Here is a 26107-nt window from a genome sequence, read left to right on the forward strand (position 1 = left end):
CTAAAACATAACACTTTCTTTATCTTCCGAATAACCGGTCCATAATCCCCTTCTTTTTCTTTTCCGTACTTTCAGCTTCTTCTTGTTTTTGAATAAAGTCATTTACCCTATCGACCTTCTCTTTCATCACTTCATAATCACGCCTCATCTTTTGCATTTCTTGATGGCTAACTTCGTTGGCAGATGCAATTTGGTGTAAAGCCTGAAGGATAGACTGCCCCTGTTCCTTACTCATCAATCCTTCAACTTGGGTTTGAATATTTCGGATTTGGTCCGCCACAACAGATATTTCATGTCGCCCTGAAACATCCTCATCCCTTGTTCCGTATGGGATTACCTCCGCTACGTTTTGTGTCGCCTTACGATAATGTGACGCCACTATAGCAGCAGCAGCTTCTGGCCCAATTTTCTTATCTCGTTTAAGTTTTAACATCTGAGAAATGGCTAATTGATCTTGCTGCGTGTACACCCTATGGTCCAAATCATTGCGGAGCAATTCATATCCTTCTCTTTCTAATAAAGTAACATACTTTCTTACTGTACTCTCTGGCATTTTTAAGTTTTCCGCAATTGTACTCGTTTTAATTTCGACATGCATATCTATTACATCATCCGGGATTTCAAATCCTTTTTTCGTATCGTCCATAACGTTCACCTCTCTCCTGTATATCGGCACCACAATGCCAATATTTTTACTATTACTATAGCAAATTTACCAAGAGATGCGTACAGGAAAAACAATATAGAGCCTGAATAAATTATGCGGTAACTTAAAGCCTTAAAACAAATATGCTCGGACGGTGTCTTTGTGTCCTAAGACATAGGCTAGAAGAGGTGGGGAGAGGAGGAGTTTTTAATGAAATAAAGTATTTAGTTAACAGCTCTTACTTCACCAACCACTTGGTTTTTTATGGTAATATATATTTTTAATAAGGAGTGATTACTATAAAAGAGGTACGTATTAAGAAATTCGAAGAATTACATAAAGAACTAAGCCGATATAGAAAAACAAATGTATGGTTATTTAGAGGTCATAGCAATCCTAGTTGGGATTTGTTACCTAAAGCTGGAAGAAATCCTTATGATAAATATGATGATTCTTATGCTTTTAAGGCTTGGAAAAGACGAGCAGTAGAATTTCTAAATGTTCATAACGACGACTGGGATTTATTATCAATAGCGCAACATCATGGATTAGCTACTCGGCTTTTAGATTGGACTTTTAATCCATTAGTTGCAGCTTTTTTTGCAGTACAACATTATGAAAAATGCGACGCAGTTATTTACGCTTATCTAAATCAATACAGTTACAAAACTGAAAAAGCAAATCCATTTGAACAAGAAGGAGTTTCTAAAATTAAACCTAATGGTGCCGCTCAACGCATAGTTAGACAAAGTGGTATTTTTACTATACATAATCCTCCTACACTTAGATTAGAAAATAGTTTAAACGAGGGTCAAAAATTAGAAAAAATTATTATTGATCAATCTTATCGTCAGGAGTTGAGATTTGAATTATCCCATTATGGAATTAATGAGTTATCCCTTTTTCCAGACTTGGACGGTTTGTCTAAACAAGTTAATTGGTTTATGGAAAACAGTGATTACTGGTCTGGGGAAATTGATAAAGAGCTTGAATCAATAACTGAGTAAACAATTTAAAAATGCATTGGAGAGAATTGAAAATGAGTGATTATACTTATATTTTGCCTTTCACTAATGAAAAATATCTTACAGGTATACTTAGAGAGCTTAAAAGGAAAAGTGAAATACAGTTACATAATCTTTTAAAGAATTCTAGTATATCAATAGATAATTTGGGGACTTCCTATTATGTTGATGGATCTGGTAGGTGGGATGCACAGGGAATTAATATAAAGTTTTATGTGAATCCTGTGAATATTGACTCTCTTAGTATTCAAAGTAATAAGAATACCTTATTCGCAATATGCAATAATTTAATACCAGGAGAAGTCGGCTTTGATCTTAAAGCAATTGTATTTGCTCCTGATTTAACTATTGATTTCGAGGACGAAGAAGATATCCTTATAGATTTAGAAAATAAAGTAAACCAATCGACTAATTCACTTCTAAAAAAAATACTTCCAGAAGATATCAGAGAAAAAGGTATATACATGTCAGAAGTATATACCTACCTTTATTCAGTTGAAAACTCACTAAGAGTTTTTATTGAGATAGTTTCGAAAGAAAAATATGGTGAAAATTATTTTCACAAACTAAAAATTACAAAATCTCTAGAAAATACGATATCAGGAAGAAAAGAAAAAGCTAAAAATAAAAAATGGTTAAGTGTAAGAGGTAATAATGATTTATTTTATTTAGATTTTAAGGATATTGGAACTTTAATAAATAACAACTGGGATATATTCGAAGAATATTTCGACTCACAAGAATTTATTTTACCTAAGATTAACGAGATGGCTGAGTGTAGAAATCTGATTGCTCATAATAGTTATATTGGAAAAACTGAAAGAGATTTACTCAAATCTTATTACAATTCAATTTTGAAGCAAGTAGAGGAAAAATTCAATGCTATAAATGGATGACGTCCTTTACGTTGTTGGTCCCTTCCTTTATATCTTCAAAAATCATATGGAAATCTAACTAAATTGGAATTGGAGAGAGTGGTATATGAAAATGTCAAAAAAGACGGGTTGGTCTCTTGTTGCAGCAACAGCACTAACGGTTCTTGGATATGGTGCTAAAAAGGGGAAAATTCCTTTTATTTCACCTAAGCTAGTTCCTGATATAGCAAAAGTTGCTTCTGATGCTGGAATTAATGAAGAAAAATCATTTGGTGGACTTAAAGAGAGCGTGATAAATGGGATAGCTAAAAGTACTAATAAAGGTGAGCAAGCTTTTATTGACGGCAACGAATTAGTGTACCAGTTTAGATCTAATTCGAATAAAATGGTTCTAGAGGCAAAATTTATAATTAATGCTGCTGGGAAGTTAGTTATGACATTTGTATCGGGGAATTATGGTAATCAACCCAATGCACCAAGGTTTTTTGAAGATAGTTTAGTAGAAGCAATGAATAAAGCCAATGAGAATAATTAAAATGAGTATGTCATGGAATTTATGTATGAAGAAAGAGAACCCGATAAATCTGTCTTAATGCAGATTAATAGTATTTTTTAATAAATGATAATAAAGTTGAGAAAATCTGAAACACGCGTAACACCGTTCGAAGTCTCGAACGGTGTTAGAATTAGTTGTTTACAAGGTCAACTACAGGCAAAGTAAAAAACATGCTCTAAACTAAACAAAATATAATCAAATAACTCCGGGGATCAACCGGAGTTATTCAGTAACAGACAATACTCAAGCACAAAGAGTATTTACGAATACTTTACCTAATTTCTCCTACGTTTTGAAGGAAAAAACATCACGCTTTCCTTTCTTCATTTCTTTGCTGGCGGATTACCATTGGTTTATGCTTATCCTTTTTCATAAAGTCTACGTATTTTGCCAAATATCCTTCAGTGATTCGATGCGGAACATACCCCAATCGCTGACGAATAATGTTTTCCAGAACAAACATTTTACGCGTGATTTTTTCATATTCCGTTCCACTATATTCTTCAGACTCTTTAAACTCATCCGTATTACCGTGCTTGCGAGCCTTATAAAAAGTGTTCAGATAGCGATATAACGATGTTCTTTCAGCTCTTGCATATTTCAATAAACTAAGCAACTCGAAGGTCGATAGCGTTATTAATTCCGGCGTTGTCCTCCCAAGATAGACTTCTAGCGCAAAATCTCTTACACGAACTGAAATTCTTTCATGATTGCGTTGCACAAGCCTCTCTGGAACGTTCATTACACAAAAATCACAATAGTATTCCCCCAGTTGCTGCACCAGTTCGCTACCACAATAAGGACAAGTAATCACACTTTGATTTTTCATATCAATTTTCCTCCCTTCAATGTTTTGAACGTATAAGTACCCATTAATGGCTCGGTGTTTATGACGGTATTCTTGTGATATTTGGCTGTTTCTGAACGTTCTAACTAAATTACACCATTTAGGCACTATTTTAACAATTTATTAGGATACACCTCACGTTCTCTTCGTAATCTTGCTTCAAGATAGTTAGTTGCTCGACTTAAATGAAGAAATGATCCTACCCTTGTTCTTTTTCGGTATACACGGTAATAACTGCTTCCATCCTTACGAATTGAAAAATCTCCTTCTTTTCTTACGATCATCGTCATTCCTCCTTTTTCCGTTTTAATTCCCACTGGCCATACTGGGAATTAAATAATAGTAGTTTGAATTTATTTTATATAAGGTCATCTTCCTGGATCGACAGGAAGATGACCGATCCTTTGTGCTTGTGATGTTATAGGTTACTGCTTTTTACTCTCCTTCAGGTTCTTCTTCTCCTAGAATGTAATCCGCTGCTTTTTGGGCTTGTGCAGCTGCTTGAACCACGAGACGACTATCTTCTTTCAACGATCTTAGCCATGAATGGATATAGCTGGCGCTATTACTAATGGTGTTGTTGTCAATACCCGCAACACCGCAAAGCATTGCAGCCCCCATTTCCGCCACTAATTCTTCCTTCGAATAAATTTCATCTCCGAATGCTACATCTTGAGTGGTCACTCCTGAACGAGCTAGCCGATTTTTATGCCCTGTGCTGTGCACCATTTCATGAAACAAGGTACTGTAATATTCTTCGACTTTCGGAAAATCCTTTAATGGCGGGCAATTAATTTTATCCAGCGTTGGATAGTAAACGGCTTTTCCTGAATAAAATGTATAATCAGGAGCGTTGATAAAGCCTTTATAAATTTCTTCAGCTTTCTTAATTGGATCATGATCGAATGACGTTTCCGTTCTTTTACTTTCCAACCCCTCCACCTGGGAATTGATCTCAAATACTCGGTAGTACCGAAGGACAGGTATTTTTTCAACTTTTCCACTTTCTTCATCTTCTTTCTCTAACCACTTCCAGAAGACCACGATGTGCGACTTCTCGCCTTTTCTTACCTTTCCACCAGCTTCTTGAATTTGCTTATATGTCGCATATTCTCCGGATTCTAGAAGAAAAACGTTAATCCCCCTATACGCCTTTTGCGTTTTCCAATTGACCGCCCCCCCGTTAATCCAAGGCTTGCGCCAAGGGACAACTCCTTTTTGTAGCTCTTCCATGACCTTCTCTGTAACGATTTCATACACGCTTTTTTTCATTTCGCTTTTCCTCCTTTTGATTTTTGCCTTCCGAAGCGAAAGCTTTCCCCAAAGGGAAGGATTTTGCCCCTTTGACAGGAGAAACGAACAATGAGCATAGAGAAGGAGTCAAGGGAGCTTTTAGCGGAAAAGTTTTTTATGTTGCGAAGCGTGTTTCATAAAAAAGTTTTGTGCCCCTTGACTTGTTTTCTATCCGACTTAGCTTCCAGCAGGTTGAGGGCAAAGCCTAGGAGGCTCGACCTGCTGGAAGGTTAGCTCGGATTGTGTGATTGTACGATTCGGAAGGCAAAGGGCAAAATCTTATTCAATAGCAGCCGTAGGGCTGCTTTCCACTTTAGGTTTTATTCGTTTAAGGTTTTACGGCTCGTGCGGTACGGCCAGAATGGCAAATGGATCAGGAACCTACAGATTGTAGGCGAAGGATGAGCCGTACAAGCTGTGGTTATCGAGCCATTTAGTGCCGTCAGCGACACGTTACAGCCTGTTAAAAAACGTTCTTTGCTTTTTTACAGGTTGTCGTGCAGCCGCCCAAGAAAAGGTTTTAAATCTTTCAAAAGCCTTTTCTCAAAAAAAAAATTCCGCCTAAACGCGAATTCAGTCATGACAACCAATCTTTTTGCTTCAAGCAAAAAAGAGAGAAGGATTCATCCTTCTCTCTGATCACCAGTTTATACGTCCTTAGAAACCTAAATTCATCTAAACGATCTCTTCGATGCAGCTCCTACGAATCGTTGAACCTTTGCAATCATTTGTATTTCTCTAACCAGTGGGAAACCATCCCTTTCACATCACCTGCTTTTTCTTTCATATCTTGAAAAATCATATCCATCAAGGTAAACCAAGATATCTCCTCGCTGTAAGGATTATTTTTATTGATGTATTTCAGCACATGTTTAAGCTCCTTCATCCTTGCCTCGTCCAGGTGTTCCTGAAGGGATACTTTCACAAAAGCGTTCAATAAATTCACATTGCGTATACTGGCATCCAACAATAAAGCTGTTGCTTTGGACGGAGTGACATCCAAAGCAGAAGATAAAACGTAAATATCCTCATAAGACGTTTGAGAGAAGCGAGCTGTGATCCGTTCGTTTTTTCCTGGTTGGCATTTCCGCTGCAACGATTCTCTTCCCCATTCCCCTATAAACACCGTACTCATGAATTGGTAATCTCGTCTGAAGTGCTGCGATAAGTGTTCAATGACTTTTCTTGACCTTAACCCCTTCTCACACAAAAGAACGGCTACGTCCTTTACAGGTGTATGTGTAATATAAGACAAGCTATATATACAATCTTTAAGATTGCTAGAAATTGTCGGCTTGATGTCGCGTTTTGCATCTGATCTTTTCTTCCTGTTCTTCGTCATAACGGCCTCTTCTCTCTCCATTCCTACCCCTCTTTTCCGCATTTTCACTTAGGACAGTGTCAGAGTGTCCTAGACTTAGTTTTATATATATGGGGGATGGGGGATAGATATGTTTAGATTTTCAAAAACCCGTCCATACTTTTATTAAGAGTACTAGCAAAGGGGAAAAAGAAATGAAAATGTCGAAAGAAGAAGCGCAGGTACTAGCTAAAAAAGCGATTGAACAAAGTAAAAATAGGGGCATCCCCCTCAAAAACAAAAAGAAAAAACAGGCGTAATTCCGCCTGCTGATAAACATTCGATCTTCTAAGCACTCCGGAGATCGATTTATTTTTTTTAAAAGGACCTTGATAAGCTCACTTTTCTATACAGAGCGATCACTCGTTTGTTCTCTCTTTCCCATTCTTCATTCCTTAACATGGGAATCTGGTACACCTGCTCCATTTCTGTCACGAGCTCAGCCAATTTTTTGTCCTTTTTATCCCGTGGCCAGTCGGCATGAATAATCTCTTCATAGCGTTGATTGTATTGAACAAGTGTCATTTTTTTGCCTCCTGTCCGATGAATCCCATTCGATTTATCTCTTGTTCTGCATATGTCTGAACCGTCTCATCGGACCAATACTTCACTCCGCCTACAACAAGATCGGGATGGGGTACTTTCCCGCGTTCAAAATATAAATTTAACTTCTGTCGATCGTACCGCAGCCCTTGTTCACTTAAGTAGTCCGCAAATTGACTCATGCTTTTATAGTGAGATCCCTCACGAATCAAGGAATACGTAGGCTTCTGAATCAAATACGTATCCTTCCTGAAATATTCCGTCATTAACTCCAGAGCAAATTCAAGCCAGTCATTATCAAGGTGACGATACAGCAAACCAAGATCAAACGACTCCTTTTCCGGATCTTCAAAAAACCACGCTAACTGTAAAAACGTTGCCTGAACATCATCTACTTCCTTCAGCGCTTCATCGACCATCAGCATGTTTTCATAGGCATGTAATTTATCCTCGAACTTAGGAAACTTCTCAACAATTCGACGAGTTGCATTTTTCATATTTTCTCCTCCTGTATACTATGTATACAAAGTATACATTATTTTGTATGCATTGTATACAAAGTGGTATCACAAAACACACACAATACCGCTGAACGTTGGCGCTTAACTGAAAAAGGAATAGTAAGTCTTCATAACGAAGTAATTTAAAAAAGTAAGAAATGGTGATATTAAGATGGTAAATTCCAAACATAAGAATGATCATGATTTTCACAATTCCGTTACCGAAGCGTACCGCATGAATAGGCGAATAGGATTCAGTAAACCTCAGATAGGAATTTTTCATTGTTTAATAGAGGGGGATGGTCCTGGCTTTCTTATACAACTATATGATGAAGATTCAGAGGCTTCTGTATGTTTGTATACGGTCTCAGAAAAGGATTGTAAGAACATCAATTTGTCCATAATCGCAAAAGATTTAGCTAATTAAATCACGGATAAAACAGCATTAGACATTAAAATAATAGATGAAATTCAAGGTTATCGAATGGAATATGATGAAGAAAAAATGTGGATCGCACGGATGGCGATGCAGGGGATTGACGATGACTACTGATTTTATATACTGAAAAGCTCGTGACCCTAAACCTATCGCTCTAAAAAGGACTGGCCAGTGGGCAGTCCTTTTTAGAGTAGGGCTTAACATTTATTCCAAGAAGTAAATACTCCATTTCTTAATCCAAGCTCGTCGACCACACTCCAGTTTCACAATGATGTAATCGTTGTTTCCCTCAGCTACAATCTTTCCTTTTTTGAACCGATACGCTCTTCTCTTTCCTAATACCCATACTTTCTTTCCGAACAAGTGATGATCTTTCATCGTTCATTTCCCCTTTTGTAATGTCAAGGAAAGCTTTCTGTTTTTCCTTGCTATATACATTGCTCAATCTTTTTTAAAAGTCCTTAAAAAAGATTTCGACAAATAACTACCGTAAGGGAAAATCCAATTCAGCATAAATGATAGAAACGAGCAAAAAAAGGGAGGATTTCCTCCCTCTCTCTTATAATCTAGCATGCTCTTTCAAGCTGTAGTATTTGGCTTTCGTGTTGATGATGAGATGATCTAGAACCTCAATCCCTAGAATCTTTCCGCATTCTACAAGCCTTGCTGTCACTTCGATGTCTTCTCGAGATGGTGTGACATCTTGACTCGGATGCTGATGGCTAACGATGATTGAGGCACTGTTGTTTAGGATTGCCGCCTTGAATACCTCTCTTGGCATAACGATGCTGGCGTTTAATCCTCCCACATGGCAGCGATGCACCGCAACGACTTGATTCTTCATGTTCAGACACATCACAAAGAACACTTCACGATCATCATCTCCAATAAATTGAGCTGCAACATCCGCAGCATCCTGTGGCGAACGAATAACGAACTTTTCGTTGGCCTCAACTTCCTTGATTACTTGTTTGATCCTCACTACTTCATAGATTGTTTCCATTTTACTCTCTCCCTTCCGCGTTTGAGGACACCTGAACAATTCGCGCAAACAGGGGGAAGGGTTCGCTCACGAAGAAGCGAACGTGCCAGAGAGGGGTAGGAAAAGGCCATGATTTACGGACTTTTTCGTTAGAAAACGAGTGAAGCCCAATGACTTAGCCAGCGTTAGCTTGCGTACTTTGCAAGGTTACGGTGGTTTAGCCGACTTGGCTTTGCCGATTTCTTTCCCCGAACGCCCGCCCTTCCGGCTGTCATAAGCGAAGTTGTTACACTGAAGAGAACGAAGGAAGGAGAAGAGCACCGCACCTCGGGCGGCGAAAAGCAGACCGAAAGAGCTGCCGCCGCCTAACGGCAAGGGTTCGATGCCCGAAGCCGTTATATCAAAGCGATTTTTTCTGAAAACTGCAAAAGCAGAAGAAGAAAAAGAAGCGAACTGGATTGGCGCGTAGCCAGATCCAGTCGGGATTAAAGAGGTTCGATGCCCCTTTAAGCCCGCATGAATGATATGTAAAGCCATTTGATTATCTGTTGTCCTGTAGACAACAGGGTGAAAATTGCGTATTGCATGTTAAGCGCAGCTTGATTGCAATCAGTTTGCGAGGGTTCGAAGCCCAAAAGCAAGCTGACTTATGAATAACACCTTCTGAAGAAATAAATTCAGCCTAAAGGCTGTTCTAATAAATAGGGAAGTGTATCTCCTTTGCTAGTAATCTTTTATTTAATAAACTAATATATGGTAAAATAGTAGCATTACAAAAAGAGTGAGGGTCAGTAGATGGCATATCAATCAGAAGCTCAACTTGAGCTAAATATGTTAAAACAATTAGAAAAACAAGATTACACTCCAATTAAAATCAATAGCTACGACGAGTTGGTAGCCAACTTTCGTGTACAGCTGAACCACTTCAATGCAAAAAAGTTAGAGGGAAAACCCTTAACAGATGTTGAATTCGAACGGCTTATGAATAAGATTGATGGAAAAAGCATTTTTGATTCGGCCAAGATTCTGCGTGACAAGCAATTAATTGAACGTGAAGACGGCTCCCAGCTATATCTTGAGCTGTTTAACAAAAAAGATTGGTGTAAAAATATATTCCAAGTTACATCACAAACAACCGTAACCGAAAAATATACGAACCGTTACGATGTCACCCTCTTAATAAACGGATTACCTCTTGTCCAGGTTGAACTAAAACGCCGTGGGTTAGATTTTAATGAAGCATTCAATCAAATACAGCGTTATAGAAAGCATTCTTATAAAGGTCTTATGCGTTTCATTCAAATTTTTGTCATCAGTAACGGCATGGATACGAAATATTTCTCGAATTCGGATGGTGAGGTCTTGTCAGGATATACGTTCTTTTGGTCTGATAAGGAAAACAACATCATTACGAATCTTCAAGATTTTACGTCAGCCTTCTTAGAGAAGTGTCATATCGCTAAGATGGTTGCTCGCTACATGGTTTTAAATGATACCGATAAAATGCTGATGGTCATGCGTCCCTATCAAGTCTATGCCGTAGAAGAACTCGTACAACGAGCACTCGAAACCAATAATAACGGCTACATATGGCATACGACTGGATCTGGAAAAACGCTGACTTCATTCAAAGCGAGTGAAACCCTATCCAATGAAGAACATATTACAAAAGTCTTTTTCTTAGTCGACCGACAAGACTTAGATAGTCAAACGATTGCGGAGTTCAATAAGTTCAAAAAAGGCTCTGTCGACACGACCGACAAGACGGATGTATTAGTTGAGCAGATTAAAGATATGACGAATAACTTTATTGTGACGACAATTCAAAAGATGGCCAACGCAGTAAAGAACCCCCGTTATGCAAGTATCATGGAGCCATACAAAAACGAGCGAGTCATCTTCATTATTGACGAATGCCATCGAAGTCAATTTGGAAAGATGCATACCAATATTTCTCGTCATTTCCAAAAAGCTCAGTATTTCGGATTTACTGGTACACCTCGTTTTACTGAGAACAAAAGCCAGGATGGACGTACAACAGCAGACTTGTTTGAAAAGTGCTTGCATTCCTACTTGATCAAAGATGCGATTAGAGATGGAAACGTGCTGGGCTTTTCAGTCGAATATATAAAAACCTTCAACTCAAAAGTTGATGAAAACGACAAAACAAAAGTACAAGCCATTGACACGGATGAAGTATGGCATAATGAGGAACGATTGGAGTTAGTCGCAGATCATGTTTTAGCCAACCATGAACGAAGAGCAAAGAACAAAGGATATACAGCCCTTTTCACGGTGGACTCTATCCCATCACTCATTCGCTATTATGATTTGTTTAAAAAGAAAGATCATAATTTAAAAATTGCTGGTATCTATACGTATGGAGCAAATGAAGACAGTGAGGCAAAAGAAGAACACTCACGTGATGCGTTAGAACGCATGATTACCGATTACAACGAGATCTATGGTACGGACTACTCCACGCATGTATGGGACAGCTATTTTGCAGATGTATCCCGCCGTGTGAAAGCCGCACAGATTGATATCTTATTAGTGGTCCGAATGTTCTTGACGGGGTTTGACAGCAAACCACTCAATACCTTGTATGTAGATAAATCGCTCAAACACCATGACTTGCTGCAGGCATACAGCCGGACTAATCGTGTCGAGAAAAAGACGAAACCATATGGTAACGTCATTTGTTATCGAAACCTGAAGGAGAATACGGATGAAGCCATCCGCCTATTCTCTAAAACTGATTCCGTGGATGATGTGCTAATGCACAGTTATGACGAATACTTAAAATTCTTTTTAAAAGCTCAAGCAAAAGTGAAAGAAATCGCAGCAACTCCAGAATCGGTCGATTCCTTAGAACGAGAAGAACAACAGAAAGAGTTTGTTATTGCTTTTAAAAACATGACAAGGTTTCTTCTGCGCCTGCAAACTTTCTCCGACTTTGAATTTGATGAAGGTACGTTAAACATCAATGAACAAACGTATGAGGATTATAAGAGTAAATACTTTAAGATTGTTGATCGCACCAAACGAGAAGTTGAAAAAGTTTCCATTCTTCAGGACATTGATTTTGAGTTAGAGTTGATGCACACAGATCGAATTAATGTTAGTTACATTATGAATCTGATACGTAACCTTGATGTTACTGATAAAAATAAACTTAAGAAAGATATTAAATTCATTACGGAAGAAGTGGACCGAGCTTCTGATCCAGAACTTCGTTTGAAGATTGATCTTATCCAAGGTTTCTTAAAAAAGGTTGCACCAAATCTTTCCGGTGCACAATCTCCGGAAGAAGCTTACCAGCAATACGAAGAAGAAGCGCGTGAGAATGAGATTAAAGTATTTGCAGATGATGTGGGCATGAAAGAAGAAGTACTTAAACATCATCTCTCCGTATATGAGTTCAGCAACATGATGGATCAGCCAACCATCTATAATGAACTGTCAGGTAACTTTTTAAAGAAGAAAACCGCCGTACAACGGGTTAGAGAGTTTATCATCGAACATACAAAACGCTTTGCCTAAAACCGTTAAGAGAGGTGTACTACATACCTCTCTTTTTGTTATTTTTAAAAATAACAAAAATAACTCTTGTAATTTTTAAAAATTACATATAAAATCAAATTTGTAAGATATCCCTTTAGGAGGTGAAGACGATTAAACTACAAGATATCGCAATCATTACACAAGGTGCAAATGTTTCACGGCTGGAAACAAGTAAAGACGATTCAGATTCAATAAAGGTTGACGTTCTCACATTAAAAGAATTTAATGAAACGCTCGGGCTGTCGTATCGCATGACACAAGAGAAAAGCCAATCGGTGTACATCAAAGAAGACAAACTAAAAGATCAACTTCTAACAAAAGAAAAACGGCTGATAGTTCATTTGTTGTCTCAAAAGGCTGCCTTTCTACCACAACAGTACACCGGGCGTTTGATACCATCTAACTTTGTCGCACTGGATTTCCATGAAAACATCGATACAAAATTTATGGAATGGTATTTCAATGAACATCCATCCATACGCCGACAGATTATGTTAGGTACACAGGGTTCGATTGTTTCGACTCTTTCTCTTGCAACACTAAGAGAGCTGGACGTTTCAGTACCACCGTTATCCGTTCAACAAAGAATAGGAAGTATCTCAAATCTGTATCACAAAAAAAAGCAACTGGTTGAAGAAAGAATGAATCTTGAAGGAAGTTTGATTCACCAAAAAATAATGGAATCATTGGAGGAATACAAATGACAACATCTGAAAAACAACGCTTGCAGCAAGCAGAGCTACACAAAAAACTATGGGCGATGGCAAACGACCTGCGTGGTCAAATGGAAGCCTATGAATTTAAAAACTACATTCTCGGTTTAATTTTCTATCGTTACCTTTCAGAAAAGGTAGAGTCACGTGCTGCTAAACTATTAGAAGAAGATAATATCTCATATACGGCTGCATGGAAAAACCCAGAATACCGAGAAGGCTTGTCCGAATATTTGATTCAGGAACTTGGTTATGTAATTGAGCCGGAATACTTATTCTCAAATATGATTTTGGAAATTAAAAAAGGGGATAACGGAAAGTTTGACGTGGAAATGCTCCAAAAAGGAGTTAATTTGGTTGAAGAATCAACAATCGGGACAGACAGTCAAGAAGATTTCCAGCATTTGTTTGATGATATGGATCTGGCCTCTTCGAAACTAGGTCGTGACGTACAATCTCGCTCTAAACTGATCGCTAAGATCATGGTTAATATCAATGATATCCCGTTTCTTCATGATGATGTTGATATCGATGTCCTAGGTGATGCCTATGAGTACATGATCTCTCAATTCGCAGCGAATGCCGGAAAAAAGGCAGGCGAGTTCTATACGCCGCAACAAGTATCAAAAATCTTAGCAAAAATTGTTACAGCAGGAAAAACAGAACTTAAAAACGTATATGATCCAACATGTGGTTCTGGTTCCCTTCTTCTCCGTGTCGCAAAAGAAGCAAGAGTGTGGAAATTCTACGGACAAGAAAAAACGTCCACAACGTATAACCTGGCCCGTATGAACATGTTACTTCATGATGTGGAATATCAACGTTTCGATATTCAAAATGAAGATACACTAGAAGATCCAAGACATGTAGATGAAAGGTTCGAAGCTGTTGTGGCTAACCCTCCATATAGCGCAAAATGGAGTGCGGATGCAAAATTTGTGGATGATGAGAGATTCAGTGCATATCAAAAGCTTGCTCCAAAATCAAAAGCAGATTTCGCTTTCATCAAACACATGATTCATCAGCTTGATGACAACGGAACAATGGCGGTTGTTCTTCCACACGGTGTATTATTCCGTGGTGCTGCAGAAGGAGCGATTCGACGTTATTTAATTGAATCAAAGAACTATTTGGATGCAGTGATTGGACTACCAGCAAACATCTTCTACGGCACATCTATTCCAACATGCGTTTTAGTCTTTAAGAAATGCCGTAAGGAAGATGAGAATGTACTATTTATAGACGCATCAGCCGAATTTGAAAAGGGTAAGAACCAGAATCATCTAACTGACGAAAATGTAGAAAAAATCATCGGCACATACATTAACCGTGTAACGATCGATAAATACTCGTATGCAGCAACACTAGAAGAAATCAAAGAAAACGACTATAACCTAAACATCCCTCGTTATGTAGACACATTTGAGGAGGAAGAATCAATAGATCTTAAAGCTGTTTCAGCTCGTATTGAAACTATCGATCAAGAAATTGCTGAGATTGATGCAGAACTAGAGAAATATTTTAAAGAATTGGGGGTGTGAAAATGAGCTTACCAAATCTTCGCTTTCCTGAATTTAAGGATAAATGGAATTTAACTGAACTTGGAAAGGTTGTAGAATTTAAAAAAGGTTCGTCGATTTCAAAAGCTGATATATCTTCTGAGGGTAAGCCTTGTATTTTGTATGGTGAATTATACACTAAGTATGGACCTGTGATTAGAGAAGTTATAAGTCGTACAAATAGAGAGCTAATTAATCCCGTAATAGGACAAAAAAATGATATATTAATACCTTCTTCCGGGGAAAGTGCTATTGATATAGCTTGTGCTAGTGCGATTGACACTGATGAACAAGTAATCCTCGGAGGGGATTTAAATGTTTTAACACCACTCAATGGAGTTAACGGAAAATTTATCAGTTATCAAATTAACGGCGTTCGTAAAGTAAAACTTTCAACTTTTGCTCAAGGTGCATCAGTTGTGCATCTGTACAACAATAGCCTTAATAAGTTTGAGATAACACTTCCAGATGCGAAAGAACAACAAAAAATTGCAGATTTCCTTTCTCTCCTTGACCGTCGCGTTGAAAAGCAGCAAGCGAAAGTCGAAGCGTTGCAAGAGCAGAAGAAAGGGTTGCTGCAGAAAATATTTAGCCAGGAATTACGGTTTAAGGATGAAGGTGGGAAGGCTTTTCCGGAGTGGAAAAATGCTAACCTAGGTGAAATAGGCATATTTAAGTCTGGATATGGGTTCTCTGAAAAATACCAAGGACAACAAAATTTAGAATATCCATTTATAAAAGTTTCAGATATGAATACAATTGGTAATGAACGTGAAATTACCATATCAAATCATTCTGTTTCAAAAGAAATGTTGAAAGTGATGAATTTGAAGCCATTCACCGAAGTATCAATTGTGTTTGCCAAAGTTGGTGCAGCAATATTTTTAGAAAGGAAAAGAATCATTAAAAAACCTTTTTTAATTGATAACAACATGATGGCTTTCTCATTAAAAAATAGTGGAAATATATATTTTTATAAACATTTATTTCAGAGTATTCGACTTTCAAAGTTTGCTCAAGTAGGAGCTTTGCCTTCATACAACGGAAATGATTTAGCTATAATAAAGATAAAAGTTCCTTGTGAAGAAGAACAAAATAGAATCTCTAACTTTCTGTCTGTATTTGATCAAAAAATCGAAAAAGAAGGAGACAAATTGGAAACTCTACAAAAACAGAAAAAAGGTTTGATGCAACAAATGTTTATCTAACTTGCAGTAAAAGCAACGAATACTCAACAGGTCGTTGCTTTTTTGTATATACAAATAATATTATTAAAAATTTCATTAATTTTCATTCATTCAAAAACCACCGTTTATGGAAGTATGTAATGATAGATAATTTTCCCTCACTCTTTATTGAATTACTCCACCAAAACCCATATCAAAAACTATACGTCAAAAAGGTCCGTTAATGATATGATAATTATATAAAAATCGAACGGCAGGAGGTTGTTTTGGTGATTGTTGGATACGCACGGGTAAGCACAGCAGATCAATCGTTAAATTTACAGATGGACGCCTTGAATGAATATGGTTGTGAGGAGATTTTTCAAGAAAAGATGTCCGGGGCTAAAGATGATCGGCCAGAATTGATTCAAGCATTGAGAATGCTGAGGGCAGGGGACAAGTTTGTGGTCTATAAATTGGACAGGCTTGCTCGATCAACTAAAAGATTAATAGAGATCGCAGATGAATTAAAAGAGAGAAATATAGAGTTTGTAAGTCTTCAAGATAATATTAATACAAGTACACCGGCTGGAAAAGCGATGTTTGGGATGCTCTCCGTTCTTGCCGAATTTGAAAGAGACATTATTAGAGAGAGAACGATGGCAGGACTTAAAGCAGCAAGAGCTCGCGGACGAAAAGGCGGAAGACCAAAAGCAAACACTCAAAAGTTACGACAGGCAATCATATTGTATAAATCTCGTGAAATGACAGTAAAAGAGATTCAGCAAGAAACAGGTATTTCTCCATCAACACTCTATCGTGCACTTTCTAAAGAAAAACAATAGTCGCCATCAAGGCGACTTTATTTAACTAAAGAAGGAACACTAAAGTAAATGGAACATAAGGGGAGGGGAAAATATGAAAGTGATCTACAAAATAACTTATCCTAATGGGAAAATCTATATAGGAAAAGACTTAACTAATACTTTAAATTATTTTGGGAGTGCTAATAGTAAGTTGATTGAAAGGGATTTTAAAAGAGAAGAACATAGGGATTTTACTATTCGTAAAGAGATAATATGGGAATCAGAACTAGCAACAGATAAAGAGGTTAATGCTAAAGAAGTGGAATACATAAGATTCTATAATTCGAACAATCCTGAGGTTGGTTACAATCAATGGCCAAGATTTAAAAACGAAATTCTTTCCTAAAAGGATTCCTAAAGTTTTTGTACATTTATTTGAATGAAACCAAATATCTATTTGGTTTCATTCGACATGTTTTCAGACGGATTAAATGAGCTTTATCGGCTTATCTGCTTTATTGTGTAAATTTTAAATTTTTGTTTGCTTTTTGAATAAGTGTAAACAGCCGATGTCGATTGAACAACGTGACTCCCAGTTTTTTTGCCAGGTTTTTAGCAGGTATAGTAAATTCACTATTCGTAATGACATACGCCTCCGAGCAGTTATAGTAGGCTTTGGCAGCATAGACTTCTTGTACGGCTCGGTTGGTAATGCTTCTGGAGTGCCTCTTGCACTGAATTGCAATCTTTTTTCCGTTTCGGGGTAGCGTCAGGAAAATGCGGATTTACAACGTTAAGGAATTCAATATAAAAAAGCCTAATTTCTCGGTGTTGCAAGAGCTTAGGCTTTTTTTAAAAACTATAAGTACCGTTGGAATTAATATTAGGATCCATCTTGATATTTCATCTTTCCGGAGTTCACTAAATTAACTTTAACGTTTAAATTCTTTATACTGTGTTCATTTAGGTAAAACGATCCTGTTTTCACTTCTTCTTTCCATTTACTTGGGTTTTGGCGATATAATGATTCACCTAATTTGTAGATATCTGCATTTATTTCTATTCCTTTTTCAAAGGATTTTAGAATTTCTAACTTGATAATATCTTCAGTTTTTGTAATCAACTCTTTATCACTAATTTCCTTGATCTTCTCATTTATTCCAGCGTGAACTTCAACTCTAATATTAAAAAGTATGGGCTTACTACTCATAATAGGGGAAATTGTAATCTTAGGTTTCTCTACCACAACTGAAACAACAGCGCTATCATTCTCAACAATCCACACAGGAGATCGAACGGTTTTTTCATCCATCCATCTTAGACCGTTTAAATCAGTCTCAGAAAGCCATCCTTCTAGGCGATTATTTCTTACAAAGAACGCTCCGTCATTTCTTAATAATGGTGGTTTTTTGGATTCCTCTTTCCAATTTTCTGTTGAAATTTTAAGTGATGGAATATAAGCAGTTTGCCCCATCGGATCACTATCTCTAATAAATTGATAAAACTGTATAGGTTGTATGTAAGATCTTTGTTTATAACTTTCATTGGGTTCATGGAGTATTGTAGACAATCCCGATAATGTAAAAAAAGCTTTTGTTTTAAGTATATCTTCTATTGGTTCCTTTGTACCGTATAAGAGAATATTATAGCGTATTTCTCGGTAACGATTAATAAAATCGATGGAATCTTTAATATCTTGTTTTAGGAGATGTTCACTTAAAACTAGGGTAGAAACATGTCCCCAAAAAAGTCTTTGTTGAGCATCTTTATATAATTGATTTAATGCTTCCGTAATTGTTATACCTTCACCTTTTCCTATCCACACTGGTGGTTGTTTATCAGGTCGAGCCCCCTCTAACTTAGCAACGTTAGAAAAGTCAAGTAACTGAGCATAAGCTATGTATTTTCCTTCTTTAAAATCTATTCCAAGAGCTGCAACATAATAAATATCTTGAACTTCTTTAATATTCCAACATCCAGATAACATTGCACTAGTGATAAGCATCATAATTATTAGTTTTATTTTGTGCAGCTTCACTGTTTTCCTTCTCCTTCGTCCGTTTTAGAACTATCATTGGTTCGGAGATAACCAACTCTATGTCTATAACTTCTCCACGGTAAACGAAACAATCCCTTGAAAAAATCTGAACTAGATTTTGGGAAAACTAAAGCTAAGTAAGGGATTCCAAAGGAACGTAATCTTGAGATATAAAGAACGATTACGAATCCAGCAAGCATAAATCCATATAACCCCATCAAAATTGAACATAATAGTACAAACCCTCTGAGTATGGATACTGCTGCTGCTAATATTTGGTTTACTAAGGTATATCCCGCAATAGCAGATAAAGCAGTAATAACAATGACAGATGGGGAGATAAAACCCGAACGGATTGCTGCATCCCCAATGATTAGTCCGCCTACCACTGAAAGGGTTTGACCAAGGGGGGAGGGTAATCTTTGACCGGCTTCACGGAACATCTCAAAAAGAAACAAAACAATTATAAGCTCAAGTGGTGCTGGAAATGGTAGACCTGATCTTGCAACAGTCACAGTCGCAAGAAGAGGGAAAGGAATTTGATCTTGGTGATAAGCAAGTAATGCCATCCAAAATCCAGGTAGGAAGACAGCTAAAAGAAATCCTATCCACCGATAAAAGCGTGCAAATGATACAGTTAGAAAATTAAAGTGGGAATCTTCTGCAGCTTTTATTAAAAAAGTTATAGTAACAGGAGCGATAATAACAATTGGGGAGCCATCAATTATAATCACTACTCTACCTTGCAATAAGCATTCCACTGCAAAATCTGGTCTAGCTGTATCACCACAAAGAGGAAAAATAGATAAAGATTGTTTCGATACCATCTCTTGAATTTGAGTTGAACTAATTACGCCATCAATATCAATTAAAGTTAGACATTCTCGAATGTTATTTAAAATCTCTAAATTAACTACATCTTTTAAATATAATATCCCTATTTGAGTTTGGGTCCGTTTACCTAACGTCAACGTTTGATAAGACAAGGTGGGATGTCTTAATCTTTTACGAATAAGTGCCACGTTTGTTGAAATATCTTCAATAAAATTGTCTCTTGGCCCACGTACGGATATTTCGTAATTAGACTGTTCAGTAGAACGGTTTGGTTTATTTGAAGCATTGACAGAAAAAAAGGTAAGCGACTTAGGAAAATACAGAACTAAATTTCCGTTAAATATTTCCAAAGAGATAGACTCTAACCCTTCTCCCACTTTTAAAGGTGTCCACTCTAGCTCTTGTTGATACTTATGAATTTCTTCCTTTAAGAAAAGATATTGATGTTTTTGAGCTATTTTTTCTAATTGAGGAATAACAATCTGATTTATTTGTTTTTTGTCCACTAAACTTTCGCAATAAATGAAAAAGGTCTCAACAGCTTTTTCTTCACTCCCAATTTTATGGAGAACAACTTTGACATCCTCACTATTTTGATATGTTGAACGTATTTTTTCCTCATTTAATATTGGATTTGGTTTATAGATAGAAAATTTTCCATTACCCTCTTTTTTTGTATTCTGATTCCATCTTCTCAAGGATTATCTCTCCTTTCCTCTTTTTAGAAAAACTAAAAGTCCTAATACTATTGAAAAGGAAAGTAAAAATAAAAAAGTTAAATGAAAATAAACATTTTGTAAAAAACGAACAAATTCGATATCACTTATAGGAAGAAGAACAGCCACAAATGTAATTAGTGAACTGATTCCTATTAATACATACCTTTTTTTCTCGTTTTTAAATGAAAATAATTGTCCAATAATATATAAACCAAAACTAATCCTAATAAATCCACCTGATAACCATTGGTAAATTGAAAAGAAATCTACATGTTCGATATACATTCCTATCTTCAATAATCTCCATTCTTCGTAAGCAGGATACCTCTGATTAGAAGCCTCTTCAGGTCCAAAAATAGCAATAGAACCCAATAAAGGTCCAAGCGTTAAGCCTATCAACACTAAGCCGAGCATAATAAAACTCCGTGACTTGATATTCATTTTTAATTTATGTTGAATAAAAAATATTAAAGTCACTTCTAGTAGAGAACCTAAACTATAGACGGTTCCTTTGATAACGGGTGTCAATCCATTCTCAAGGATAGGGAATAATTGAGAATAATCCTTATGAGGAAAATTAAAACTCATAACGAAAAAGCCTAATGCAACAACAAATACTAATAAAAAACCTGAGAGAATAGATAAGGTTGTAAAGGTAGAAGTTGCAGCAAAAAAACAGATAACTAAAAATAGCATTGCTAATATAGGCGCAGGACTTTGTGGGAAATAGGATGTAACGGTCCATACAATCATATCCTTTAAGGTAACTCCAATAAATAAGAGGATAAATATATATATTAAAAAACATAATCCCCTTGCAATAATTTTGCCAAAATGGTTATTTAACCATGAATACAGATGTGTATGGTCTAATCTTTTCATAATAAATTGAATAAAAAGTAACCAACCGAGAATGAATCCTCCAGATAAGAGGACAGAAATCCACGAATCCCTCCTTGAGATCGCTAATAACATAGGAATTACCATTACGTGATTCATTAAGCCAATACTCATCATAAACAAAACAAATACTTGTGAAAAATGTGCTTTATGTGATTGCATTGTTAAACCTACTAACTTATTAGGATTTGATAATTAATGGGCAAATAAAATAAAATTTATTTCTAGGTTACTCAAAGGTATTCTTTCCATTTATTAATTAATTATCCATAAAACACCTCATATTATAATCTTGAGCATCAAACCATCCCCACACGATTTGGAATATTTTGCGATAATCTCCTAAAGAAGGCGCTTCTGGAAAATGGTGATTACAACAATAAGGAAATTTCAATATAAAAAGCCTTATTTCTCGTCAACTTAATGGAGAAATTTCGGCTTTTTTGTACTCCATAAACAGAGTTCTATTATTGAATATGTAAATTACTTAGGGATGACAGGAACCCAAAGTTCATGTCTTGGATTATGATTCGGCCCGTAATAACATTCTATACACGGTAAATTTGCAAGTTCGTACTCGGAGGTAGGGACCCACTCGGAATATAATCGTTTCCATGCATCTACTATGTTCGGAAAAACTGCCCATGTACTTGCGGGAATTATAAGCGTCTCCATATTTGCTGAGAATTCCCCATCATATCTTACACCCATGAAATAGGAAAACTCTTCATCTGTAATGGCTGCTTCTTTTCCACAAACCCCTAGAAGGCTTTCAAGCGTGCATTTTGGATTTTCCCAAGACATATCTATTAATTCTTGCATAAATCCATCTTTTTTCGCATTGTTCCAAAGTGTAGGGATTGTTTTAAATGCTCTGCTTGTTTTTACTGGCTTACTTTTTCCTACAATTCTTAATTCAAAATCAAGGTTTTCAATTCTGTAATCCATCTCGGTATCTCCTTTAATAGAAATTTGAAAGGAAATTCTCGGAAAGGCTTTTAACTGTACCCCTTTATTACGAGCAGTGGAAGGGGTTACTCCATGCATTTTTTGAAAAGCACGTGAGAAAGTATCAGAAGAAACATAACCATATTTAATTGCTACATCGATGATACGAATTTCACTTTTTTGAATTTCAAATGCTGCAAGTGTTAACCGTCTTCGTCTAATATATTCTGATAGCGATATACCTGAGATTGAAGAGAACATTCTTGAAAAATGAAACTCCGAACAATTAGCTGCTTTTGCAATCTCTTTGTAGTCTATCTCTTCATCCAGACTATCTTCAATATAGTTTAAAGCCTTGTTCATTCTTTCTAGCCAATCCATAAGCTTACTCCCTTTCAATATTTACTTTAAAACAAATTAGATAATAATTGCCGACATTTCATGCCTAAAAATGTTGGTACAAAAAATACACTCTTTGATAGAATCATGATAAACTATTTGTTGCCTTCCGAAAGCTTCCTATATAATGATGCCCTAGACACATTAGTAATTTCGCAGATTTGCCTTACAGTCATATCGCCTTCTTTATATAGCTTTACTGCGTAATTCATTCCTGCGTGATTTTTATGATATTTCTTTAAACGACCTTTAAACTTTCCTTCTTTCTTAGCTAGCTCAATCCCTTCACGTTGACGCATACGGATAAGATCACGCTCTAATTGGTTCACACCAGCCATTACTGTAATTAAGAATTGGCTGTATGGATTATCCTCTGATAAATCTAGCCATGTATCCTTGAGTGATTTTAAGCTTGCCTTTTTCTTTCGTATTAAATTAATCAATTCGAATAAGTCCTGCGTACTCCGAGTGATCCGAGTTAAGTCTGTAACATAAATAGAGTCGCCCTCCTGTAAATCCTCCAACATTTTTTGAAGTTGCTCTCGATCTATTGTTGCTCCAGAAACTTTTTCTTCAAAAATAATATCCATTCCGATTTCGCTCAGTTGCTGAATTTGCCTTGAAAGATTCTGGCTAGTTGAACTGACACGTATATAACCAATTTTTCGCAAAATATCACCTCATTTTTGAGACAAGTCTTATGAGACGCTCTTACCTATTATTTTATTAGTCTCCAACACTTGTATCAATAGAGTACACTCTATTGATATATAATTGAACTAATAAATTGAAAATACAGAAATGAGATGATACTGAACGAAAATGGCGAGAGGTAGGGAATTGCTTACATCGGAACAGAGACAGGCTTTTATGCAAATCCCTGAAGATGAATGGATACTGGGGACCTACTTCACTTTTTCCAAACGGGATTTAGAAATAGTCAATAAGCGAAGGAGGGAAGAAAACCGTTTAGGATTTGCCGTTCAATTAGCTGTCCTTCGGTATCCTGGTTGGCCATACACTCATATCAAAACCATCCCAGATTCAGTCTTACAATATATATCGAAACAGATCGGTGCCAGCCCATCCTCGCTTAGTCATTATCCTCAAAGGGAAAATACACTTTGGGATCATTTGAAAGAAATTCGAAGTGAATACGACTTTGTAACTTTTACCCTGAGAGAATATCGAATGACATTTAAGCACCTTCATCAATTAGCTTTGGAAAATGGTGACGCCATTCATCTACTGCATGAATGCATAGATTTTCTAAGGAAAAACAAAATCATACTACCTGCTATCACTACACTTGAAAGAATGGTGTGGGAGGCAAGAGCAATGGCTGAAAAGAAGCTATTTAATACGGTTAGTCAGTCTCTAACAATTGAGCAAAAAGTAAAACTTGAAGAGATCATTACTTCGCAGCATCCATCCGAATCCAATAAAACGTTATTGGGTTGGTTAAAGGAACCACCGGGTCATCCTTCACCCGAAACATTTCTGAAAGTAATAGAACGACTCGAATACATACGGGGAATAGAATTAGAGACGGTAAAAATTAGCCATTTGCACCGCAACCGCCTATTACAGCTATCCCGTTTAGGTTCAAGATATGAGCCTTATGCATTCCGTGACTTCCAAGAAAATAAACGTTATTCGATATTAACCGTCTATTTATTACATCTTACTCAAGAGTTAACGGATAAAGCTTTTGAAATTCATGACAGACAAATACTCAGTTTGTTATCAAAAGGCCGTAAGGCTCAAGAGGAAATTCAGAAACATAACGGTAAAAAGTTGAATGAGAAAGTTATACACTTTACGAACATCGGACAAGCTTTAATCAAGGCAAAACAGGAAAAATTAAACGTTTTTGAGGTTTTAGAATCCGTTATTGAATGGAATTCTTTTGTCTCTTCGGTGGAAGAAGCTCAAGAGCTTGCCCGTCCTGCCGACTATGATTATTTAGACTTACTGCAAAAAAGATTTTATTCACTTAGAAGATATACGCCAACGCTTTTAAGGGTATTGGAATTTCATTCTACAAAGGCAAATGAGCCACTTTTACAAGCTGTTGAGATTATCCGAGGAATGAACGAATCCGGAAAGCGAAAAGTGCCTGACGACTCGCCTGTAGATTTTATTTCACAACGTTGGAAAAAGCATTTATACGAGGATGATGGTACAACAATCAATCGTCATTACTATGAAATGGCTGTTTTAACAGAACTTCGGGAGCATGTTCGGGCAGGAGATGTTTCCATTGTTGGCAGCAGACAATATAGAGATTTTGAGGAATATTTGTTTTCAGAAGATACATGGAATCAAACGAAGGAAAATACGAGATTATCAGTTAGTTTATCATTCGAAGATTATATGTCGGAGAGAACCAGCAGCCTTAACGAAAGGTTAAATTGGTTAGCTGCCAATTCCAACAAATTAGACGGGGTTTCTCTTGAAAAAGGAAAGCTGTCACTTGCACGCTTAGAAAAAGATGTTCCAGAAGAAGCAAAAAAGTTTAGTGCAAGCCTTTATCAAATGCTGCCAAGAATAAAATTAACTGATTTACTCATGGATGTTGCTCATATAACAGGATTTCATGAGCAATTTACTCATGCTTCCAATAATCGAAAACCGGATAAAGAAGAAACGATTATTATTATGGCTGCCCTTTTAGGAATGGGAATGAATATAGGTGTAAGCAAGATGGCTGAAGCAACACCCGGACTTACATATAAGCAATTAGCCAATGTATCTCAATGGCGCATGTATGAAGATGCAATGAATAAAGCCCAAGCCGTATTAGTAAATTTTCATCACAAATTACAATTGTCTTCCTATTGGGGAGACGGTACAACATCCTCATCAGACGGTATGAGAATGCAGTTAGGTGTTTCATCACTACATGCAGATGCAAACCCACATTATGGAACTGGAAAAGGAGCCACCATCTACCGTTTTACTAGTGATCAATTCTCTTCTTACTACACAAAGATTATTCATACTAATTCAAGGGATGCGATTCATGTTTTAGATGGTTTGTTGCACCATGAAACGGATTTAAACATAGAAGAGCATTATACAGACACAGCTGGTTACACAGATCAAATATTCGGACTGACTCATTTATTAGGATTTAAATTTGCCCCAAGAATAAGAGATTTAGCAGACTCAAAATTATTTACAATAGATAAAGCAAGTGAGTATCCAAAATTAGAAGCCATTTTACGTGGACAAATAAATACAAAGGTCATTAAAGAAAATTATGAGGATGTTTTGCGATTAGCTCACTCAATAAGAGAAGGAACAGTTTCAGCATCCCTTATTATGGGGAAACTAGGTTCTTATTCAAGACAAAACAGCTTGGCTACAGCCTTACGTGAGATGGGTCGAAT

Annotated in this window: 26 protein-coding genes; 10 read left to right on the forward strand and 16 right to left on the reverse strand. The window is 36.7% G+C overall.

Annotated features, from left to right (window positions below; all coding sequences use genetic code 11):
• Positions 1 to 19: 19 nt before the first annotated feature.
• On the reverse strand, positions 20 to 646 hold the full coding sequence (locus AWM68_RS09145; protein WP_066240275.1) for a hypothetical protein: 627 nt from the start codon (positions 644 to 646) through the stop codon (positions 20 to 22).
• 290 nt (positions 647 to 936) lie between these two features.
• On the opposite strand from AWM68_RS09145, the gene AWM68_RS09150 reads away from it, so the two are divergent.
• From AWM68_RS09150 to AWM68_RS09160, 3 genes are all read left to right on the forward strand, one after another.
• The gene (locus AWM68_RS09150) at positions 937 to 1653 is read left to right on the forward strand and encodes an FRG domain-containing protein (RefSeq protein WP_197468153.1); all 717 of its coding nucleotides are present in this window, start codon (positions 937 to 939) and stop codon (positions 1651 to 1653) included.
• Positions 1654 to 1685: 32 nt separating this feature from the next.
• Positions 1686 to 2567, forward strand: coding sequence for a Swt1 family HEPN domain-containing protein (locus AWM68_RS09155; protein ID WP_066240277.1), 882 nt, complete (start codon positions 1686 to 1688; stop codon positions 2565 to 2567).
• Between the two features lie 85 nt (positions 2568 to 2652).
• The gene (locus AWM68_RS09160; protein WP_066240282.1) at positions 2653 to 3081 is read left to right on the forward strand and encodes a hypothetical protein; all 429 of its coding nucleotides are present in this window, start codon (positions 2653 to 2655) and stop codon (positions 3079 to 3081) included.
• A gap of 328 nt (positions 3082 to 3409) precedes the next feature.
• Here the strand turns inward: AWM68_RS09160 and AWM68_RS09165 are convergent, their stop codons facing one another.
• From AWM68_RS09165 to AWM68_RS09200, 9 genes are all read right to left on the reverse strand, one after another.
• Positions 3410 to 3931, reverse strand: coding sequence for a hypothetical protein (locus tag AWM68_RS09165; protein WP_066240285.1), 522 nt, complete (start codon positions 3929 to 3931; stop codon positions 3410 to 3412).
• A 125-nt stretch (positions 3932 to 4056) separates the two neighbouring features.
• Positions 4057 to 4233, reverse strand: coding sequence for a hypothetical protein (locus AWM68_RS21380; protein WP_156488364.1), 177 nt, complete (start codon positions 4231 to 4233; stop codon positions 4057 to 4059).
• A gap of 151 nt (positions 4234 to 4384) precedes the next feature.
• Entirely contained in the window at positions 4385 to 5221 is an 837-nt protein-coding gene (locus AWM68_RS09170; RefSeq protein WP_066240288.1) for an ArdC family protein, read from the reverse strand.
• Between the two features lie 745 nt (positions 5222 to 5966).
• A complete protein-coding gene (locus AWM68_RS09175) occupies positions 5967 to 6605 on the reverse strand; it encodes a hypothetical protein (protein WP_066240292.1) in 639 nt (212 codons plus the stop codon).
• Positions 6606 to 6920: 315 nt separating this feature from the next.
• Positions 6921 to 7127, reverse strand: a complete 207-nt coding sequence (locus AWM68_RS09180) for a hypothetical protein (protein WP_066240294.1) — start codon at positions 7125 to 7127, stop codon at positions 6921 to 6923.
• The gene (locus tag AWM68_RS09185) at positions 7124 to 7642 is read right to left on the reverse strand and encodes a hypothetical protein (protein WP_066240297.1); all 519 of its coding nucleotides are present in this window, start codon (positions 7640 to 7642) and stop codon (positions 7124 to 7126) included. Before AWM68_RS09185 ends, AWM68_RS09180 begins: the two co-directional genes overlap by 4 nt.
• Before the next feature lie 646 nt (positions 7643 to 8288).
• Positions 8289 to 8462: a hypothetical protein gene (locus AWM68_RS21385; RefSeq protein ID WP_156488365.1), complete on the reverse strand. Its 174-nt coding sequence runs from the start codon at positions 8460 to 8462 to the stop codon at positions 8289 to 8291.
• 181 nt (positions 8463 to 8643) lie between these two features.
• Positions 8644 to 9087 (reverse strand): JAB domain-containing protein, encoded by a 444-nt coding sequence (locus AWM68_RS09195; RefSeq protein ID WP_082820650.1) that lies wholly within the window; start codon positions 9085 to 9087, stop codon positions 8644 to 8646.
• A 186-nt stretch (positions 9088 to 9273) separates the two neighbouring features.
• A complete protein-coding gene (locus AWM68_RS09200; protein ID WP_066240302.1) occupies positions 9274 to 9603 on the reverse strand; it encodes a hypothetical protein in 330 nt (109 codons plus the stop codon).
• Between the two features lie 258 nt (positions 9604 to 9861).
• On the opposite strand from AWM68_RS09200, the gene AWM68_RS09205 reads away from it, so the two are divergent.
• The 6 genes from AWM68_RS09205 (at position 9862) to AWM68_RS09230 (ending at position 17280) form a co-directional block, all read left to right on the forward strand.
• Positions 9862 to 12609 carry a type I restriction endonuclease subunit R, EcoR124 family gene (locus AWM68_RS09205; RefSeq protein WP_066240305.1) on the forward strand — a complete coding sequence of 916 codons (2748 nt, stop codon included), beginning with the start codon at positions 9862 to 9864 and terminating at the stop codon, positions 12607 to 12609.
• Between the two features lie 122 nt (positions 12610 to 12731).
• Positions 12732 to 13334 (forward strand): restriction endonuclease subunit S, encoded by a 603-nt coding sequence (locus AWM68_RS09210; RefSeq protein ID WP_066240308.1) that lies wholly within the window; start codon positions 12732 to 12734, stop codon positions 13332 to 13334.
• Positions 13331 to 14884 (forward strand): type I restriction-modification system subunit M, encoded by a 1554-nt coding sequence (locus tag AWM68_RS09215; RefSeq protein ID WP_066240311.1) that lies wholly within the window; start codon positions 13331 to 13333, stop codon positions 14882 to 14884. Before AWM68_RS09210 ends, AWM68_RS09215 begins: the two co-directional genes overlap by 4 nt.
• A gap of 2 nt (positions 14885 to 14886) precedes the next feature.
• Positions 14887 to 16110: a restriction endonuclease subunit S gene (locus AWM68_RS09220; RefSeq protein ID WP_066240315.1), complete on the forward strand. Its 1224-nt coding sequence runs from the start codon at positions 14887 to 14889 to the stop codon at positions 16108 to 16110.
• A 248-nt stretch (positions 16111 to 16358) separates the two neighbouring features.
• Entirely contained in the window at positions 16359 to 16913 is a 555-nt protein-coding gene (locus AWM68_RS09225) for a recombinase family protein (protein WP_066240319.1), read from the forward strand.
• A 73-nt stretch (positions 16914 to 16986) separates the two neighbouring features.
• Entirely contained in the window at positions 16987 to 17280 is a 294-nt protein-coding gene (locus AWM68_RS09230) for a GIY-YIG nuclease family protein (RefSeq protein ID WP_066240322.1), read from the forward strand.
• 109 nt (positions 17281 to 17389) lie between these two features.
• Here AWM68_RS09230 and AWM68_RS22125 read toward each other — a convergent pair whose 3' ends face one another.
• The 6 genes from AWM68_RS22125 to AWM68_RS09255 all read right to left on the reverse strand — a co-directional run bounded on the left by AWM68_RS22125 (position 17390) and on the right by AWM68_RS09255 (position 23383).
• On the reverse strand, positions 17390 to 17659 hold the full coding sequence (locus tag AWM68_RS22125; protein WP_082820652.1) for a restriction endonuclease: 270 nt from the start codon (positions 17657 to 17659) through the stop codon (positions 17390 to 17392).
• A gap of 98 nt (positions 17660 to 17757) precedes the next feature.
• Positions 17758 to 18912 (reverse strand): Ger(x)C family spore germination protein, encoded by a 1155-nt coding sequence (locus tag AWM68_RS09235; RefSeq protein WP_082820651.1) that lies wholly within the window; start codon positions 18910 to 18912, stop codon positions 17758 to 17760.
• Positions 18909 to 20444: a spore germination protein gene (locus AWM68_RS09240; protein ID WP_066240326.1), complete on the reverse strand. Its 1536-nt coding sequence runs from the start codon at positions 20442 to 20444 to the stop codon at positions 18909 to 18911. Before AWM68_RS09240 ends, AWM68_RS09235 begins: the two co-directional genes overlap by 4 nt.
• Before the next feature lie 3 nt (positions 20445 to 20447).
• Positions 20448 to 21527 carry a GerAB/ArcD/ProY family transporter gene (locus AWM68_RS09245; protein ID WP_066240329.1) on the reverse strand — a complete coding sequence of 360 codons (1080 nt, stop codon included), beginning with the start codon at positions 21525 to 21527 and terminating at the stop codon, positions 20448 to 20450.
• Positions 21528 to 21848: 321 nt separating this feature from the next.
• On the reverse strand, positions 21849 to 22694 hold the full coding sequence (locus tag AWM68_RS09250; RefSeq protein ID WP_066240331.1) for an AraC family transcriptional regulator: 846 nt from the start codon (positions 22692 to 22694) through the stop codon (positions 21849 to 21851).
• Positions 22695 to 22807: 113 nt separating this feature from the next.
• Positions 22808 to 23383: a recombinase family protein gene (locus tag AWM68_RS09255; RefSeq protein ID WP_066240336.1), complete on the reverse strand. Its 576-nt coding sequence runs from the start codon at positions 23381 to 23383 to the stop codon at positions 22808 to 22810.
• Positions 23384 to 23534: 151 nt separating this feature from the next.
• Between AWM68_RS09255 and AWM68_RS09260 the strand changes: the two genes are divergently transcribed.
• The coding region (locus AWM68_RS09260) for a Tn3 family transposase (protein WP_066240349.1) at positions 23535 to 26107 on the forward strand (2573 nt) is incomplete at its 3' end.

The sequence above is a fragment of the Fictibacillus phosphorivorans genome, assembly GCF_001619875.1.
Taxonomy (GTDB): Bacteria; Bacillota; Bacilli; order Bacillales; family Fictibacillaceae; genus Fictibacillus; species Fictibacillus phosphorivorans_B.

What these genes read in the sequence shown, in the direction of transcription:
- AWM68_RS09145 (WP_066240275.1), bottom strand. Translation starts at nt 646, where the DNA reads ATGGACGATACGAAAAAAGGATTTGAAATCCCGGATGATGTAATAGAT.
- AWM68_RS09155 (WP_066240277.1), top strand. Translation starts at nt 1,686, where the DNA reads ATGAGTGATTATACTTATATTTTGCCTTTCACTAATGAAAAATATCTT.
- AWM68_RS09160 (WP_066240282.1), top strand. Translation starts at nt 2,653, where the DNA reads ATGAAAATGTCAAAAAAGACGGGTTGGTCTCTTGTTGCAGCAACAGCA.
- AWM68_RS09165 (WP_066240285.1), bottom strand. Translation starts at nt 3,931, where the DNA reads ATGAAAAATCAAAGTGTGATTACTTGTCCTTATTGTGGTAGCGAACTG.
- AWM68_RS21380 (WP_156488364.1), bottom strand. Translation starts at nt 4,233, where the DNA reads ATGATCGTAAGAAAAGAAGGAGATTTTTCAATTCGTAAGGATGGAAGC.
- AWM68_RS09170 (WP_066240288.1), bottom strand. Translation starts at nt 5,221, where the DNA reads ATGAAAAAAAGCGTGTATGAAATCGTTACAGAGAAGGTCATGGAAGAG.
- AWM68_RS09175 (WP_066240292.1), bottom strand. Translation starts at nt 6,605, where the DNA reads ATGGAGAGAGAAGAGGCCGTTATGACGAAGAACAGGAAGAAAAGATCA.
- AWM68_RS09180 (WP_066240294.1), bottom strand. Translation starts at nt 7,127, where the DNA reads ATGACACTTGTTCAATACAATCAACGCTATGAAGAGATTATTCATGCC.
- AWM68_RS09185 (WP_066240297.1), bottom strand. Translation starts at nt 7,642, where the DNA reads ATGAAAAATGCAACTCGTCGAATTGTTGAGAAGTTTCCTAAGTTCGAG.
- AWM68_RS21385 (WP_156488365.1), bottom strand. Translation starts at nt 8,462, where the DNA reads ATGAAAGATCATCACTTGTTCGGAAAGAAAGTATGGGTATTAGGAAAG.
- AWM68_RS09195 (WP_082820650.1), bottom strand. Translation starts at nt 9,087, where the DNA reads ATGGAAACAATCTATGAAGTAGTGAGGATCAAACAAGTAATCAAGGAA.
- AWM68_RS09200 (WP_066240302.1), bottom strand. Translation starts at nt 9,603, where the DNA reads ATGGCTTTACATATCATTCATGCGGGCTTAAAGGGGCATCGAACCTCT.
- AWM68_RS09205 (WP_066240305.1), top strand. Translation starts at nt 9,862, where the DNA reads ATGGCATATCAATCAGAAGCTCAACTTGAGCTAAATATGTTAAAACAA.
- AWM68_RS09215 (WP_066240311.1), top strand. Translation starts at nt 13,331, where the DNA reads ATGACAACATCTGAAAAACAACGCTTGCAGCAAGCAGAGCTACACAAA.
- AWM68_RS09220 (WP_066240315.1), top strand. Translation starts at nt 14,887, where the DNA reads ATGAGCTTACCAAATCTTCGCTTTCCTGAATTTAAGGATAAATGGAAT.
- AWM68_RS09230 (WP_066240322.1), top strand. Translation starts at nt 16,987, where the DNA reads ATGAAAGTGATCTACAAAATAACTTATCCTAATGGGAAAATCTATATA.
- AWM68_RS09245 (WP_066240329.1), bottom strand. Translation starts at nt 21,527, where the DNA reads ATGCAATCACATAAAGCACATTTTTCACAAGTATTTGTTTTGTTTATG.
- AWM68_RS09250 (WP_066240331.1), bottom strand. Translation starts at nt 22,694, where the DNA reads ATGGATTGGCTAGAAAGAATGAACAAGGCTTTAAACTATATTGAAGAT.